At 70.7% G+C, this 16,282-nt stretch carries 14 protein-coding genes and 1 pseudogene; 13 read left to right on the plus strand and 2 right to left on the minus strand.

What is annotated here, in order from left to right; genetic code table 11:
- Positions 1-55 precede the first annotated feature (55 nt).
- The 13 genes from FNH08_RS24010 to FNH08_RS24070 all read left to right on the plus strand — a co-directional run bounded on the left by FNH08_RS24010 (position 56) and on the right by FNH08_RS24070 (position 13,478).
- Entirely contained in the window at positions 56-1,624 is a 1,569-nt protein-coding gene (locus tag FNH08_RS24010) for a glycoside hydrolase family 53 protein (protein WP_152773615.1), read from the plus strand.
- Between the two features lie 157 nt (positions 1,625-1,781).
- The gene (locus tag FNH08_RS24015; protein WP_152773616.1) at positions 1,782-2,750 is read left to right on the plus strand and encodes an SMP-30/gluconolactonase/LRE family protein; all 969 of its coding nucleotides are present in this window, start codon (positions 1,782-1,784) and stop codon (positions 2,748-2,750) included.
- Positions 2,751-2,755: 5 nt separating this feature from the next.
- Entirely contained in the window at positions 2,756-3,235 is a 480-nt protein-coding gene (crcB, locus tag FNH08_RS24020; RefSeq protein WP_322725226.1) for a fluoride efflux transporter CrcB, read from the plus strand.
- A gap of 31 nt (positions 3,236-3,266) precedes the next feature.
- On the plus strand, positions 3,267-3,656 hold the full coding sequence (locus tag FNH08_RS24025; protein ID WP_152773617.1) for a DUF190 domain-containing protein: 390 nt from the start codon (positions 3,267-3,269) through the stop codon (positions 3,654-3,656).
- The gene (crcB, locus tag FNH08_RS24030; protein WP_322725227.1) at positions 3,653-4,027 is read left to right on the plus strand and encodes a fluoride efflux transporter CrcB; all 375 of its coding nucleotides are present in this window, start codon (positions 3,653-3,655) and stop codon (positions 4,025-4,027) included. Before FNH08_RS24025 ends, crcB (FNH08_RS24030) begins: the two co-directional genes overlap by 4 nt.
- A 94-nt stretch (positions 4,028-4,121) precedes the next feature.
- Positions 4,122-4,955: an undecaprenyl-diphosphate phosphatase gene (locus tag FNH08_RS24035; protein WP_152773618.1), complete on the plus strand. Its 834-nt coding sequence runs from the start codon at positions 4,122-4,124 to the stop codon at positions 4,953-4,955.
- A gap of 80 nt (positions 4,956-5,035) precedes the next feature.
- Positions 5,036-5,767: a FadR/GntR family transcriptional regulator gene (locus FNH08_RS24040; RefSeq protein ID WP_322725228.1), complete on the plus strand. Its 732-nt coding sequence runs from the start codon at positions 5,036-5,038 to the stop codon at positions 5,765-5,767.
- The gene (locus tag FNH08_RS24045; RefSeq protein WP_322725230.1) at positions 5,764-7,197 is read left to right on the plus strand and encodes an amino acid permease; all 1,434 of its coding nucleotides are present in this window, start codon (positions 5,764-5,766) and stop codon (positions 7,195-7,197) included. The genes FNH08_RS24040 and FNH08_RS24045 overlap by 4 nt, the downstream gene beginning before the upstream one ends.
- Entirely contained in the window at positions 7,194-8,273 is a 1,080-nt protein-coding gene (locus FNH08_RS24050; protein ID WP_322725232.1) for an asparaginase, read from the plus strand. The genes FNH08_RS24045 and FNH08_RS24050 overlap by 4 nt, the downstream gene beginning before the upstream one ends.
- Before the next feature lie 153 nt (positions 8,274-8,426).
- Positions 8,427-9,842 carry an aspartate ammonia-lyase gene (gene aspA / locus FNH08_RS24055; RefSeq protein WP_152773619.1) on the plus strand — a complete coding sequence of 472 codons (1,416 nt, stop codon included), beginning with the start codon at positions 8,427-8,429 and terminating at the stop codon, positions 9,840-9,842.
- Positions 9,843-9,868: 26 nt separating this feature from the next.
- Positions 9,869-10,462, plus strand: coding sequence for a uridine kinase family protein (locus tag FNH08_RS24060; protein WP_152773620.1), 594 nt, complete (start codon positions 9,869-9,871; stop codon positions 10,460-10,462).
- Positions 10,463-10,656: 194 nt separating this feature from the next.
- Positions 10,657-12,045: a polyprenol phosphomannose-dependent alpha 1,6 mannosyltransferase MptB gene (mptB, locus tag FNH08_RS24065; protein WP_152773621.1), complete on the plus strand. Its 1,389-nt coding sequence runs from the start codon at positions 10,657-10,659 to the stop codon at positions 12,043-12,045.
- Entirely contained in the window at positions 12,042-13,478 is a 1,437-nt protein-coding gene (locus tag FNH08_RS24070; protein WP_152773622.1) for a glycosyltransferase 87 family protein, read from the plus strand. The genes mptB and FNH08_RS24070 overlap by 4 nt, the downstream gene beginning before the upstream one ends.
- 86 nt (positions 13,479-13,564) lie before the next feature.
- Here the strand turns inward: FNH08_RS24070 and FNH08_RS52165 are convergent.
- Together FNH08_RS52165 and rho are read right to left on the minus strand one after the other, a co-directional pair.
- A pseudogene (locus FNH08_RS52165) lies at positions 13,565-14,395 on the minus strand (D-alanyl-D-alanine carboxypeptidase family protein); the annotation flags it as partial.
- A gap of 124 nt (positions 14,396-14,519) precedes the next feature.
- A complete protein-coding gene (gene rho / locus FNH08_RS24080) occupies positions 14,520-15,665 on the minus strand; it encodes a transcription termination factor Rho (protein ID WP_152773624.1) in 1,146 nt (381 codons plus the stop codon).
- Between the last annotated feature and the right edge of the window lie 617 nt (positions 15,666-16,282).

The raw sequence follows: 16,282 nt of genomic DNA on the forward strand, positions 1-16,282 counted from the left end.
ACCCCACACCCCCACACCCCCGCACACACCAACGTCGAAGGGACGACGGACGACGATGTTCCATCCCAGACGCATACTGCGAACCCTGCTCCTCCCACTCGCCGCCGGGCTCGCCCTGGCCACTCTCCCCACCCAGACCGCCCACGCCGCAGCCACCCTCACCAACGGCGGCTTCGAGTCCGACGGCACCGGCACCGCGACCCCGTCCGGCTGGTCGACGTACTCGGCGGGCGGGCAGAACACCGCCTCGTTCACCGAGTCCGGCGGCCACAGCGGCAGCTACCGCCTGACCCACTGGTCGTCCTCCGCGTACAAGGTGGAGACGTACCAGTACCTGTCCGGCCTGACCAACGGGAACTACAAGCTCACGGCGTGGGTACGCTCCGGCGGCGGCCAGAAGTCGGCGTACCTCGCCCTGAAGAACTGCGGCAGCGCCGAGCAGCGCACGGACCTCCCGGTCTCCTCCAGCGGCTGGATCAGGATCGTCACCTCCATCGCGGTGACGAACAACCAGTGCACGATCAGCGTCAACTCCGACGCCAACGCCGGCAACTGGATCAACGTCGACGACCTGACCTTCACCTCGGGCTCGACGGGCCTGGCCATCAAGGGCTCCGACATCTCGTCCATCGCGAAGAGCGAGGCCAAGGGCGGTGTCTACAAGAACAGTTCCGGCAGCACCGGTGACGCGATCACCATCCTCAAGAACGCCGGCATGAACTACGCGCGCCTGAAGGTCTGGGTCAACCCCGCCGACGGCTACAACAACAAGACGCGCGTGCTGGCGACGGCCAAGCGCATCAAGGCCGCCGGTATGAAGCTGCTGGTCGACTTCCACTACTCGGACTTCTGGGCCGACCCGGGCCGCCAGGACAAGCCCGCCGCCTGGGCCGGGCACAGCTACAGCCAGTTGAAGACGGACGTCTACAACCACACGTACGACGTCCTCAACGCGCTGAAGGCGCAGGGCACCACCGCCGACATGGTGCAGGTCGGCAACGAGATCAACGGCGGCATGCTGTGGAACGAGGGCTCCACGAACAACTGGTCGCAACTCGCGGGGCTCCTCAACTCCGGCTACGACGCCGTCAAGGCGGTCAACTCCGGTACGACCGTGGCGCTGCACCTCGCCAAGGGCGGTGACCTGTCGGGCACCCGCTGGTGGTTCGACAACGCGGTCTCGAACGGAGTGAAGTTCGACGCCATAGGACTGTCCTACTACGGCTACTGGCACGGGCCGCTGTCCGACTTCCAGACCACCCTCGACGACGCGGCCTCCCGTTACGGCAAGCCGGTCTTCGTCGCCGAGACGGCCTACCCGTTCCGCCTCGACAGCGAGGACTCGCTCGAGAACATCATCGACACCACCGGTGAGCTCGTGTCCGGCTACCCGGCCTCCACGGCCGGTCAGACCCAGTGGATGAAGGATGTGGCGAGCATCGTGGAGGCCGTCCCCAACGGCCGTGGCCTCGGCGTCTTCTACTGGGAGGCGACCTGGACCGCGGTGACCGGCAACGGCTGGGACCCGACCGACGCGTCCTCCGGCAACGGCTGGGAGAACCAGGCCCTGTTCGGCTACGACGACAGGGCGCTCCCGGCGATGTCGTGGTTCAGCCACCGCTGAGCACATGGATGACGCGGGTCCGGCCGCCGTGGGGCGACCGGGCCCGTCCGGACCCGGCTGCGCGGCGGACCGGGTGAAAAACCGGGTCCGCCGGACCGTACCGGGTACCAGTCCCTCCATGAGGTCGGCCGTCGGAAACGATCAGTGGCAGGTGGACATGGCGCAGTCACGGAGCACCGGACTCGTACCGCTCCGGTACGTGGGGATCGGCGGGCGAGGGCCCGAGGACGTGGTCGCCGACGACCGGGGCCGTGTGCTGACCGGTGTGGAGGACGGCCGCATCCTGCGCCTGGACGGCATCGCGGACCCGGGCCGCACCCGCGTCCAGGTACTCGCGGAGACCGGCGGCCGCCCCCTCGGGCTCGAACTCCTCCCGGACGGAGACCTGTTGGTCTGCGACGCCCGGATGGGACTGCTGCGGTGCGCGACCAAGGACGGCACCGTAAGAGTGCTCGCGGACTCGGTGGACGGCCAGCCGCTGCGGTTCTGCAGCAACGTCATCGCTCTCACCGACGGGACGATCTACTTCACCGTCTCCAGCCGCACCCATCCGCTGGAGCAGTGGATCGGCGACCTGGTCGAACACAGCGGTACGGGGCGGCTGTTGCGTCTGACACCCGGGAGCGAACGGCCCGAAGTGCTGCTGGACGGGCTGCAGTTCGCCAACGGTGTCGCGGCCTCGGACGACGAGTCCTTTCTCATCGTCGCGGAGACCGGCGGGCGCCGCCTCACGCGCTACTGGCTCACCGGCCCGGATGCGGGCACCAGCGAGCCGTTCGCCCGGGACCTGAGCGGTATGCCGGACAACATGTGGCGCGGCCCGGACGGGCTGATGTGGGTGGCACTGGCCGGACCACGTGTCGCCCCGTTGGATGTGCTCCACCGCATGGGCCCGGGCGCCCGGCGGGCCGCCGCCCGGGTCGCCGTCCGCGCCCCCTTCCGGCCGCAGGGCTTCGCCGGGGTCCTGGCGGTGGACGACACGGGACGAATCGTCCACGACCTCGTGCGCCGGCGCTCCGGGTTCCGCATGGTCACCAGCGCCTGCGTGGCGGACGGGCGACTGGTCCTGGGGAGCCTGTGGGAGCGGGGGGTCGCCGTGTGCGAGCTGCCCGATGTGGCACGCTGAGCCATGTGACAGTCCCGCACCCCGACCGGCTCGGCGTCCCCGACGCCGCCGACGTGGTCGTCCCCGCCCGACGGCCGTCCCTCTGGCACGGCCAGGCGCCCGTGGCGGCCGTGGTCGCGCTCGGCGGCGGCATCGGCGCCGCGGCCCGCTACGGTGCGTCGCTGCTGTGGCCCACGCAGACCGGCGGCTTCCCTTGGACCACGTTCTGGGTGAACGTCGTCGGCTGCGCTGTGATCGGCGTCTTCATGGTCGTGATCACCGACGTGTGGGCGGCCCACCGGCTGGTGCGGCCCTTCTTCGGCACCGGGGTACTCGGCGGCTTCACCACCTTCTCGACGTACGCGGTCGACATCGAGCGACTGGTCGACAAGGGCCGACCCGGCACCGGCCTCGTCTATCTCGCCGCCACACTCCTCGCGGCCCTCGCATCGGTGGGACTCGCGGTGGCGGCGGCGCGCCGGATCCTGGCGGTGAGGCGGCCATGACGCGATCCACTCCACTCACGATGAGGCAGCAATGACGCGATCCACCCGGCTCACGGGCCGCGCCCTGCGCCTGACCGTCCTCGTCGGCGAGCACGACACCTGGCACCACCGACCCCTCTACAGCGAGATCGTCCACAGGGCCCACGCGGCCGGCCTGGCGGGCGCGAGCGTGTTCCGGGGCATCGAGGGCTTCGGCGCCTCCGGAGTCGTCCACACCTCACGGTTGCTCTCGCTGAGTGAGGAGCTCCCCGTCGCCGTCGTCATCGTGGACGAGGAGGAGCGCGTACGCGCCTTCCTGCCGGAGCTCGACGAACTCGTCACCGAGGGACTCGTGACTCTCGACGCGTGCGAGGTCGTCAGCCACGGCGGCCGGGACGACACGTCCGGCGAAACGGGCGCGGAGGGTAAGAGGTCGTTGTGAACTGGCTGCTCGTCATCGCCGGCGGCATGGCCGGCGCGCCCCTGCGCTATCTCACCGACCGCGCCGTGCAGTCCCGGCACGACACGGTCTTCCCGTGGGGCACCTTCACGGTCAACATCGCCGGGTCGCTCGTCCTCGGTCTGCTCACCGGAGCGGTGGCCGCGGGCGCCGCCGGCTCCCACCTTCAGTTGCTCATCGGCACCGGGCTGTGCGGCGCCCTGACCACGTACTCGACCTTCTCGTACGAGACCCTGCGCCTCGCCCAGGACGGCGCCCGCTTCTACGCTGTCGCCAACGTCGCCGCGAGCGTGGTGGCAGGCCTCGGCGCGGCATTCGCCGGAGTGGCGCTCGCCGGGGCCATCTGGGGCTGAGTCCCCCGCGACACGCCCCACGGTGAGACGGGCCCTTACCTCGCCGTAGTACGACTGTCCGCGCCGTACCCGACGCCCACCAGAACTGGATCACATGAGCGCCATCTCCCTCGGTCAGGCTGTCGTCCTCGGGGCCGTCGAGGGGGTGACCGAGTTCCTGCCGGTGTCCTCGACCGGTCATCTCAAGATCGTCGAGGGACTCATGGGGATCCCGGTCGACGACCACGCGGTGGTCGGGTTCTCGGCGGTCATCCAGGTCGGCGCCATCGCCGCCGTGCTCGTGTACTTCCGCCAGGACATCGCGCGCATCGTCTCCGCCTGGTTCCGGGGGCTCGTCGACAGGGAGGAGCGGTACCACCACGACTACAAGTTCGCCTGGTGGGTGATCGCCGCGACCGTCCCGATCGTCGCCGTGGGGCTCGCGGCGAAGCCGCTCATCCAGGGGCCGCTCGCCTCGCTCTGGGTGGTGGCCGCCTCGCTGATCGTCGGCAGTGCGGTGATGTGGGCGGCGGACCAGATGGGGCGGCACAAGCGCGGTGAGGACGACACCTCGTTCAAGGACGCCATGCTGGTGGGCGGCTCGCAGATCCTCGCCCTGCTCTTTCCCGGGTTCTCCCGCTCCGGCGCCACCATGTCGACCGCGCTGATGCTCGATCTGGACCGTGTCGCGGCCACCCGGCTCTCCTTCTTTCTCGGAATTCCGGCCCTGACGGGTGCCGGTCTGTACGAGCTGAAGGACGCCCTGGGTACGGGGGCGGGCGCCGCGCCGCTCGCGGTGGGGACCGTCGTGTCGTTCGCGGTCGCGTACGGATCGATCGCCTGGCTGCTGAAGTTCGTGGCCAGGCACTCCTTCAACGCGTTCGTGATCTATCGGATCGTGATCGGTCTGCTGCTGTTCGGTCTGCTGGGGACCGGTGTGCTGAGCTGATCCTCGGGTAGGGGCGGAAGGATGGATCCTGGCCCGGTACCCCTTGACAGCACCCTTACGTCACCCTCAGGATCACCCACGTGAACCTGTCAGACAGCCAGACAGGTGGCTCGGCACCCCGGCGTATCAGCGCCATGGAAGCGGTGCTCACCCACCTCCGCGGCGCCATCGAGCGCGGCGAGTACGCCATCGGCGACAAGCTCCCCTCCGAGGCGGAGCTGTGCCGTCGGCTCGAAGTGAGCCGGCCGGTTCTGCGCGAGGCGCTGCGGGCCTTGCAGGTGATGGGGCTGACCCAGTCCCGCACCGGCAAGGGCACCTTCGTGATGGCCAACACCGTCGAAGACCCCACCTTCGGCGACTTCACGGCGAGCGACCTGCTGGAGGTGCGCCGGCACGTGGAGATCCCGGTCGCCGGGTACGCGGCGGTCCGCCGTACCCCGGAGGACCTGGACCACCTGGCCCACCTGATGGACCGGATGGAGCGGGAGACCGACACGACCGCATGGGTCGCGATGGACACCCTGTTCCACCTGGCGATCGCCGAGGCCACCCAGAACCCGGTGTTCCGCCGGGTCATCGAGGAGATCCGGGACGCGCTGGCCCGCCAGTCGGCCTTCCTCAACGAGCTGGGTGGCCGCCGCGAGCAGTCCAACCGCGAGCACCGGGCCATCGTCGAGGCGCTGATCGACGGTTCCGAACACGACGCGGTGGAGGCCATGTCCCACCACCTCGACCGCGTCGAAACCACCCTCACAGACATCGTGCGTCCCCCACGCACGGACAGCTCCACGGAAGGCGGACCCGAGGCGTGAGCGAGTCACTCCAGGAAGCCGTACAGAAACCGGCGCACGTCGACGCCGGCGACGCGGGCTACAGCAAGTCCCTCAAATCCCGGCACGTCAACATGATCGCCATCGGAGGCGCGATCGGCACGGGCCTCTTCCTCGGCGCCGGCGGCCGGCTCGCCGACGCGGGCCCGTCCCTGTTCATCGCCTACGCGGTCTGCGGAATCTTCGCCTTCCTCGTCGTTCGCGCCCTCGGCGAACTCGTCCTGTACCGGCCGTCGTCCGGCGCCTTCGTGTCGTACGCCCGTGAGTTCATGGGTGAGAAGGGCGCGTACACCGCGGGCTGGATGTACTTCCTCAACTGGGCCACGACCGGTATCGCCGACATCACCGCGGTGGCCACCTACACCCACTACTGGGGCATGTTCTCCGACATCCCGCAGTGGGTCCTCGCGCTCATCGCGCTCGCGGTGGTCCTCACCGTGAACCTCATCTCGGTGAAGATCTTCGGCGAACTGGAGTTCTGGTTCGCCATCATCAAGGTCGGCGCGCTCGTCGCCTTCATGTGTATCGGCATCTTCCTGCTGGTCACCCAGCACCAGGTCGACGGCACCACTCCCGGCCCGGCCCTGATCACCGACAACGGCGGTCTCTTCCCCAACGGCCTGCTGCCGATGCTGCTGATCATCCAGGGCGTCGTCTTCGCGTACGCCTCCGTCGAGCTCGTCGGTGTCGCCGCCGGTGAGACCGAGAACCCCGAGAAGATCATGCCGAAGGCGATCAACTCGATCATGTGGCGCGTCGGTCTGTTCTACGTCGGCTCCGTCGTCCTGCTGTCGATGCTGCTGCCCTGGTCCTCGTACAAGGCGGGGGAGAGCCCCTTCGTCACCGTGCTCTCCAACATCGGTATCCCGGCGGCCGGCGGCATCATGAACCTCGTCGTGCTGACCGCGGCCATGTCGTCGCTCAACTCGGGCCTGTACTCCACCGGCCGCATCCTGCGCTCCATGGCGATGTCGGGCTCCGCGCCGAAGTTCACGAGCGTGATGAGCCGCAGCCAGGTCCCGTACGGCGGCATCCTGCTCACCAGCGGTATCTGTGTGCTGGGCGTCGGGCTGAACTTCGTGGTCCCGGCCGATGCCTTCGAGATCGTGCTGAACTTCGCCGCGATCGGCATCCTCGCCACCTGGGGCATGATCATGATCTGTCACCTGTTGTTCTGGCGGAAGACCCAGAACGGCGAACTGTCCAGGCCGAGCTACCAGCTCCCGGGTTCGCCGTGGACCGAGCTCGTGACGCTGTTCTTCCTCGCCTCGGTCCTCGTCCTGATGTACGCCGACGGCGGCGCCGGCCGCACGACGGTGCTGTGCCTCCCGCTGATCGTGGGGGCGTTGGTGGTGGGCTGGTTCGGGATCAGGTCCCGGGTCGCCCGCCGTTCTAGCGGAGCGGATGCGTGATTCAAGCAGTGACGTACGGCAGTTCAGCGGCCTCCGGTGTCCGGGCGACCCCCTCGTCGCCGGTGGCCGCGGCTCCCGTGATCCGGGAGCCCCTCCACGCCCCCGTCGCCCACCTCATACGGGGTGGCGTCATCGAGGGCATCCACTACGGTTCGGTGGCCGTCCTGGCCGCCGACGGCAGCGTCGACCTCCAGATCGGAGACATCGAGGCTGCCTTCTACCCCCGCTCGGCGCTCAAGCCCGTGCAGGCCGTGGCCATGCTGCGCGCCGGGCTGCCACTCGACGGCGAGCTGCTCTCACTGGCCGCGGCCAGCCACTCCGGCGAGGAACGGCACCTGGCCGGCACCCGACGGATCCTGGAACTGGCCGGGCTCACCGAGGACCACCTCCTCAACGTGCCCGACCTGCCCTACCACCCGGTCGTCCGCGACGCCTGGGTGCGCGAGGCCCGGCTGCCGTCGCGGCTCGCGCAGAACTGCTCCGGCAAGCACGCGGCCATGCTCTACACCGCCAAGCTCAACGGCTGGTCCCTCGACGACTACCTCGACCCGAAGCACCCGCTCCAGCAGGCCATCGCCGAGATCGTCGAGGACCTCACCGGGCAGGCCGTCGCCGCGGTGACGGTGGACGGTTGCGGCGCGCCCCTGTTCTCCACCTCCCTGCACGGGCTCGCGCGCGCCGCGGCCCGGATCACCACCGCTCCCGAGGGCACCCCGGAGGCGCGCGTGGCCGACGCGATGCGCGAGCACGCCGAGATGGCGTCCGGCTCCGGGCGCGACGTCGCCGCGCTGATGCGCGCGGTGCCCGGGCTGCTGACCAAGGACGGGTTCGAGGGCGTCCAGATCGCGGCGCTGCCGGACGGGAGGGCCGTCGCCGTCAAGATCGCCGACGGCGCCGACCGGGCCCGCGTCCCCGTGACAGCGGCCGCGCTCGCCCGCGCGGGCATCGACCCGGGGACTCTGGAGGAGTTCGCGGGAGGCCCGCTGCTCGGCGGAGGGGAAGTGGTTGGGCAGGTCAGGCCGACCCGCGCGCTGGATCCCCTTACGGCCGACGGGTGCGTGACGCACCGCGTCTGAGTCTCCGGGCGCGCCCCTTCAGGGGCGCGGGGCTGTGTCCATATGCGGCTCCGCCGCGTGGGCGCGAGCAACCACGAACAACCCCGCACCCGCCAACGGTGAACAAGTCCCGAGCTCTTGGGCGCCACCCGACGAAAGAAGGCCCGCACAGCCATGACCGCCGCAGCCACCCGCAGTGAACACGACCTCCTCGGCGACCGCGACGTACCCGCCGACGCGTACTGGGGTGTCCACACCCTCCGCGCCACGGAGAACTTCCCCATCACGGGAACGCCGATCTCCGCCTACCCGCACCTGATCGAGGCCCTCGCCGCCGTGAAGGAGGCCGCCGCCCGCGCCAACGAGGAACTCGGCCTGCTCGACTCCGAGAAGGCGTCCGCCATCGTCGCGGCCTGCCAGGAGATCCGTGACGGCAAGCTGCACGACCAGTTCGTCGTCGACGTCGTCCAGGGCGGCGCCGGAACGTCGACGAACATGAACGCCAACGAGGTCGTCGCGAACCGGGCGTTGGAACTGCTCGGCCGCCGCAAGGGCCAGTACGAGCACCTCCACCCCAACGAGGACGTCAACCTCGGCCAGTCGACCAACGACGTCTACCCGACCGCGGTGAAGATCGCGACGGTCTTCGCGGTGCGCGAGCTGCTGAAGGCGATGACGGTCCTCCAGGACTCCTTCGCCCGCAAGGCCGTCGAGTTCCGCGACGTGCTGAAGATGGGGCGCACCCAGCTCCAGGACGCGGTGCCGATGACGCTGGGGCAGGAGTTCTCGGCGTACGCGGTGATGCTGGACGAGGACCGCAGCCGGCTCGCCGAGGCGGTGGAACTGATCCACGAGATCAACCTGGGTGCCACGGCGATCGGCACCGGCCTCAACGCGCCCGCCGGATACGCCGAGTCGGCGCGCCGCCACCTCGCCCAGATCACCGGACTGCCCCTCGTGACCGCCGCCAACCTGGTCGAGGCGACCCAGGACTGCGGTGCCTTCGTCCAGATGTCGGGCGTGCTGAAGCGCATCGCCGTCAAGCTGTCGAAGAGCTGCAACGACCTGCGTCTGCTGTCGTCGGGGCCGCGGGCGGGCCTGAACGAGATCAACCTGCCTCCCGTGCAGGCGGGTTCGAGCATCATGCCCGGCAAGGTCAACCCGGTGATTCCCGAGGTCGTCAACCAGGTCGCCTTCGAGGTGATCGGCAACGACGTCACCATCACCATGGCGGCGGAGGCGGGTCAGCTCCAGCTCAACGCCTTCGAGCCGATCATCCTCCACTCCCTCTCGGAGAGCATCACCCACCTGCGGGCGGCCTGCCTGACGCTCGCCGAGCGGTGCGTGGACGGCATCACCGCCAACACGGAAGGGCTGCGGGCCGCGGTGGAGAACTCCATCGGCCTGGTCACCGCCCTCAACCCGTACATCGGCTACACGGCCGCCACCGACATCGCGAAGGAAGCCCTCGCCACGGGCCGCGGCGTCGCCGAACTCGTCCTGGAAAAGGGCCTGCTGCCGGCCGACCGCCTTCAGGCCCTGCTCCGCCCGGAGGTCGTCGCGGGCAGCGGGGAGCCGCAGGCGGTCTGAGGAACTCCCGGCGGCAGAATGTCGTCATGACGACGATCCCGACCGGTGCCGAGCGGGTCGCCGCCGCGGCCGACGCCCGGACACGTGAGGGGTTCGCCCTGGTCGCGCTCGACGGCCCGGGGGACTCGGGCAAGCCGACCCTGGCGGCGGGCCTCGCCGAGTCGCGTGGCGCCGTGGTCGTGCACGGTGACGACTTCTATCGCCCCATGGACACCGAGGAGCGCGCCCGGCTCGATCCGGCGCAGGGCTACCACCGCTACTTCGACTGGCAACGGCTGCGCGCGGAGGTGCTCGCTCCGCTCGCCGCCGGTCGGGACGCCGCCTACCGGCGCTATGACTGGGGGACCGGGTCCCTGGCGCCGGACGAGATCCACACCGTCTCCCGCTCCGGCATCGTCGTCGTCGAGGGTGTGTACACCGCGCGGCCCGAACTCGCCGACCACTACGACCTGGTGGTCTACGTCGACACTCCGCGCGAGGAGTCCCTGCGACGGCTCCGCGCACGCGATCACGACCGCGGGCCGATCGACTGGGTGTCCCGCTGGCGCCTGGCCGAAGAGCACTACCTGGCCGCGACCCGCCCCGAGGAACGGGCCCACCTCGTGGTCCCCGGACACTGAGTCCACCGTTCACTCCCTCTGAAGCGCTGGACCGCGTCAACGACGCTCAGCGGACTCCCTGAGTTCTCGTGCGCTTCACGCGCCGCCGGGGCCGGACTCGGCGATCACGTGGCGGTCACACAGCGGCCGCCGCACGGCGAGCCGGGCGTCGCCTTCCGGCCACCCCGTGTCGACACGCTGGCTGAGTGTTGGCCATGGCTTTTCCCGTCGATCTCCGCCGCTGTCAGGCGCTGGGCCTCGCCGGCTCCGCCGTCCTCGCACTGGGAGGTGAGACAGCCGGGGCCCTCCCGGTGCGCGACCTGCTCGCGCCCGCGTCGGCGCGGGCGGCGCTCGGCCTGGTCTGCGTGTACTTCGGCGTCGTCCTGCTGATCGCGGCGTGGGCGCTGCTGGGCCGGGTCGTACGAGGGCCGAGGCCGCCGACTCCTCGGTCCCTGCTGGTTGTTCTGGTCGTCTGGGCCGCTCCGCTGCTGCTCGCGCCGCCCCTGTTCAGCCGGGACGTGTACAGCTACCTCGCCCAGGGCGCCATGGTCGAGGAGCACATCGACGTGTACGCCCACGGCCCCGCGCGCCTCGGCGGGCCCCTCGCGGCCGAGGTCGCTCCGGTCTGGCAGCACACCGCGACACCGTACGGCCCGGTCTTCCTCGCCATAGCCTCCGCACTGGCGGGACTGACCAGCGGTCAGCTGCCCGCCGGGCTGATCGGCATGCGCATGGTCGCCCTGCTCGGTGTGGGCCTCATGGCCGTGGCGCTGCCCCGCCTCGCCCGGCACAGTGACGTCGAGCCGGCCGCCGCCCTGTGGCTGGGAGCACTGAACCCGCTGGTCCTGCTGCACCTTGTGGCCGGGGCGCACAACGACGCCGTCATGCTCGGGCTGCTCGGCGTCGGACTGGTCGTGGCACGCGGCCGCCTGTACGTCCTCGGCGTCGTCCTCGTGACGCTCGCCGCACTGGTCAAGGCGCCTGCCGCGCTCGGCCTGCTGGCGATCGTCGTGATGCGGGGACGCAGACGTGCCGTACGGACGACGGTGACGACAGTGGGCGTCGCCCTCGCCACGACCGCCGTGACCACCGCCCTGACCGGCACGGGATACGGCTGGATCGCCGCCCTCCGCACCCCGGTGTCCCCGGACAACTGGTCGCCCACCAGCGTCCTAGGCCGCGCCACCGGAGCGGTACTGCACGACCTGGGCAGTGAACTCGCCCCCCTGGCCCTGCCGGTCTGGCACGCTGCCGGACTCGTCGCGACCACGGCTGTCGTCCTCTACATATGGCTGAAGCTGCGCCCCGGCCCCGTGTACGCGCTGGGCCTCAGCCTCGCCGTGGTGGCGGTGCTCGGCCCGGCGATCCGGCCCTGGTACGCGCTGTGGGGACTGTTCCTCATCGCCGCGGCGGCGCCCAGCAGCTCCGTGCGCCGACGTGTCGCAGCCGCCAGCGGAGTGCTCGCGCTCGCCGTCCTGCCGAGCGGCGGACCCCCGGACACCGACCAGATCGCCCTGGCCGTGTCGGGCGGCGCGCTCGCCCTGGTCGTGCTCTGGCAGGCCCACCAGGCCTCCCGGGCGCCCGTGCTGGAGCGCACGGCATGACCCCGACGCTGCCGGGCATCGACAGCGCGGACGCCGAGAGAGTGGACAGCGAGACAGTGGGAACCGATCGTCGACGGCTCCTGCTGATACTCCTGCTCGCCACCGCCGTCACCGTCTTCACCGTCACCGTGCCACTCCTGCGCGACTGGTTCGACCTGCGTGTCTACTACGGGGCCGTCAACACCTGGGCACACCACGGTGGCCGCCTCTACGACTACCGGGTGCCGGGGACGACGTACGGCTTCACCTACCCGCCGTTCGCGGCCGTCGGCATGCTCCCGATGGCACTCGTCGGACTGCACACGGCGATCGCGCTCTGTCTGCTGCTCAACCTCGCGGCACTGGCGGCCGTGCTGTACATCCTGGTCGGGCCGATGCTGCGCCGGTACGGCTGGTTCGGCGTGGCGCTGGCGCTGTGTCTGCTCGCCCTGCTCGAACCGGTGCGGGACACCTTCAGCTTCGGCCAGGTCAACCTGCTGTTGCTGGCGCTCGTCCTCGGCGACGCCTGGCTGCTGTCCACGGGACGGGGCCGCTGGGCAGGGGTGGGCATCGGGCTCGCGGCAGCCGTGAAGCTGACGCCCGCGATCTTCATCGGACTGCTGCTGCTCGCCCGGCGCCGGCGCGCCGCCGGGCTCGCGACCGCCGTCGCCGCGGCCGCCACCGCGGCGGCGGCCTGGGTGGCGCCCGACGCCTCCCGCTTCTACTGGACCGAGGCGCTGTGGGACACGAACCGGATCGGCCGACTCGCCTACGTCTCCAACCAGTCGTTGCAGGGCGTGCTGGCCCGGCTCGCGGAACCGGCCGAACCGAGCCGTGCCGCCTGGGCGCTGGTGGTGCTGGCGGTGCTGTGCGTGTGGGCCCGGCGGACACACCGGGCGGTCACGGCCGGCGACTGGACGGGGGCGTTCGCCCTCACCGGGCTGACCGCGTGCCTGGTCAGCCCGATCACCTGGGTGCACCACCTGGTGTGGCTGCTGCCGTCGTTCGCCGTACTGCTCCGCCACCGCAGGCTGCTGTGGGTCGCGGGCAGTCTGTACGCGGTGCTGTGCAGCAGCGTCGTGTGGCTGTGGTTCGACGACGCGTCCGGCCTGGACGGCTTCCTCGGCAGCAACACCTACGTGTGGATCACGCTCGGCCTGCTGCTCTGGTTGCCCGTCGCTCAGTCCTCGGTAGGCCGCCGGCCCCTGCGCCACAGGGTCATGAAGACGGCTCCCGCGCCGACCCCGGCAACCCCCACGAGCGCGCCCGCCACCGTCCAGCCGGGACGCGAGGACTCCTTCTTGGCGACGGGCACCGGCTCGCCCTGCGCCCCTGCCCCCGCCTCCGCCCGCGGCGAGGGGCGCGGCGAGGAGTGTGGCGGCAGCAACGACCCCACCGGGTCGACGCGCCCGGCCGACTCGAAACCCCAGTCGAGCAGTGAACGGGCCTCCTGATACACGGTGAAACCGCCGCCCGCCTGAGGGTTCATCACCGTGACGACCAGGGTGCGTCCGTTCCGCTTGGCCGCCGCGATGAGCGTGTTGCCCGCGTTGGTGGTGTAGCCGTTCTTGACGCCGATCAGGCCCGGGTAGCGGTCGACGCCCTGCGCGCCCGTGAGGAGGCGGTTGGTGTTGCGGATGGGGTACGCCGCGCCGTCCGCCGGGAACCGGGCCTCGGCCGTGGCGCAGTACCGCGCGAACTCCTCGTTGCGCAGCCCGGCCCGCCCGAACACCGCGAGGTCGTACGCCGACGAGACCTGTCCCGGCGCGTCGTAACCGTCGGGCGACACGACCCGTGTGTCGAGCGCGCCCAGGGCACGGGCCTTCGCCTGCATCTGGGCCGCTGTGGTGCGCCAGCCTCCGTTGAGCGAGGCCAGGACGTGCACGGCGTCGTTGCCGGAGCTGAGGAAGACACCGCGCCACAGGTCCGCCACGCGGTAGGTGCGGTTCTCCTTGACGCCGACCAGACTGCTGCCCGCGCCGACACCGGCCAGTTCCTCGGGTCTGACGGTGTGCCGGGTGCCGCCCGGCAGGGACGGCAGCACCGCGAGCGCGAAGAGCGTCTTGAGCGTGCTGGCGGGCGGCAGTCTGCGGTGCGCGTCGTGCGCGGCCAGCACGTCACCGCTGTCGGCGTCGGCCACCACCCACGACAGCGCGGACAGGTCCCTGGGAACCTTCGGCGCCCCAGGCCGGGGCCGCACCTGTGTGCCGGGCCGATGCAGCGACGACTGCTGCCCCGGAGAGGCCGTCGCATGCGCGGTGGACGGGGTCCCGCCCGGCCGGGCGGCGGAGACCGGAGCGAGGGTCAGCAGCCCGATCACACAGACGGCGGAGCAGGAGGTGGCGGCACGGGCAGAGAGTCCGATGGTCATACCGTCAACGTAGGAATGTGTGAGGCGTCCTGCCGGGTCACCACGGCCGAGCGAGCGAACCGGCCACCCGGATGCATCAACACGCGTGCCGCTGCGACTGGGGCGGTGTACAGGACGGCTGGCGTCAGGAAGCCGGGAGCGTGGGCTGGACCTGGCGCAGGAAAGCGGCGTTGTCCGGGGTGGCGCGCATCCGCTCCAGGAGGGTTTCGAGACTCGCCCGGTCCTGACCGTCCCGCGACTGCAGGGCCCGCCGCAGCCCTCGTACGGCCGTCAACTCGCCCGTCGGCAGCAGGAGTTCCTCGCGACGGGTGCCGGACGGTGTGATGTCGACGGCGGGGAAGACCCGCCGGGCCGCGAGGGAGCGGTCCAGACGCAGTTCCATGTTGCCGGTGCTCTTGAGCTCCTCGAAGAAGAAGTCGTCGGCACGGGAACCGGTCTCCACCAGGGCGGTGGCGAGGATGGTGAGCGAGCCGCGCTCCTCGGTCCGGCGTGCGGCGCCGAACAGCCGCTTGGGTCCGTGCAGCGCGGCGGCGTCGACGCCGCCGCTGAGGGTACGGCCACCGGCCGCGGCCGCGTTGTTGTGCGCCCGGCACAGCCGGGTGATCGAGTCCAGGAGGATCACGACGTCCTCGCCCTGCTCGACGAGGCGCTTGGCGCGTTCCACGACGAGCTCGGCGAGCGCGATGTGCTGCTTCGGCGTCCGGTCGAACGTCGACGCGTACACCTCGCCGCGCACGGAGCGCCGCATGTCGGTCACCTCCTCGGGGCGCTCGTCGAGCAGCGCCACCATCAGGTGGCACTCGGGGTGGTTGCCGGCGACCGCGGCGGCCAGCTGCTGGAGCAGCACGGTCTTGCCGGTCTTGGGCGGGGCCACGATCAGTCCGCGCTGGCCCTTGCCGACGGGCGCGATCAGGTCGACGACCCGTCCGGTGAGACCGCTCGCCCGGTGTTCGAGGCGGAGCCGGTCGTGAGGGTGGAGCGGGGTGAGGTCGTGGAAGCGCGGGCGGTCGCGCAGTTCTTCGGGCGCGCGGCCGTTGATCCGCTCGATCTCGGTGAGGGCGCGTCGAGCGCCGCGTACACCTTCGACGGTGTCGCCCTTGCGCAGGCCGTACCGGCGGATCAGCGTGGCGGGGACCTGCGGGTCGTCGGGGGTGGACAGGCAGCTCTCGGTGCGCAGGTGCCCCTGGCCGCCCTGTGCGATGTCGAGGACACCAAAGACGTGGACCGGGAGCTGCCGTTGGGTGGGAGGGGATTCGAGTGTGGTGCTCAAGGGGGGTCCTTTCGGGACTGAGCCGGACTCAGTGGACAGGTGCGTCAGGGGGGAAGGGGATTGCCGCGAGGCGGAATGGTCACGCCTGGGTGCGGCCGGACACCACGTCGTCGGGTACGGCGGCGATGGAGCTCGGAGCTGTACGCCTTGGGGCCGTACACGAGAGGTGATGAAGAGAAGAAGCGGTGTAACGGGCACCGGCGCCCACGACGGGGCGAACACACGTGCTGTCGGCAGTGTAGCACCGAGCGAAGGGACCGTGGAGGGGGATCTGGCGCATGGGTGTTCGCCGACCGGTGCTTGGGTGGGGCTTGAACCGGGCTTGGACCGGGCTTGGACCGTACTTGACCTGCAAGAAAACACTGGTGGGCTTTTTTGTGAGCGTTGAACTGGAGCCGTTCGTGAGCCGTACAGGGGAAGGCGGCGACCCGGGCCCTCGATCCCGGCCCGCCGTGCCACCACCGCGCTTCGCACCGGAAGGACACTCGGGGTGTCGCTCTTCACGCGCTTTCACCAACCGTCGGACACGGACGAGGCAACCGCCAAGGAGGACCGTGACGGAGACTCGACCGTCGACGGACTCGCGCCCGCGGATTCCGAAGAGCCCTCCCCGGATG

It is taken from the genome of Streptomyces spongiae (assembly GCF_009377185.1).
Lineage (GTDB): Bacteria > Actinomycetota > Actinomycetes > Streptomycetales > Streptomycetaceae > Streptomyces > Streptomyces spongiae.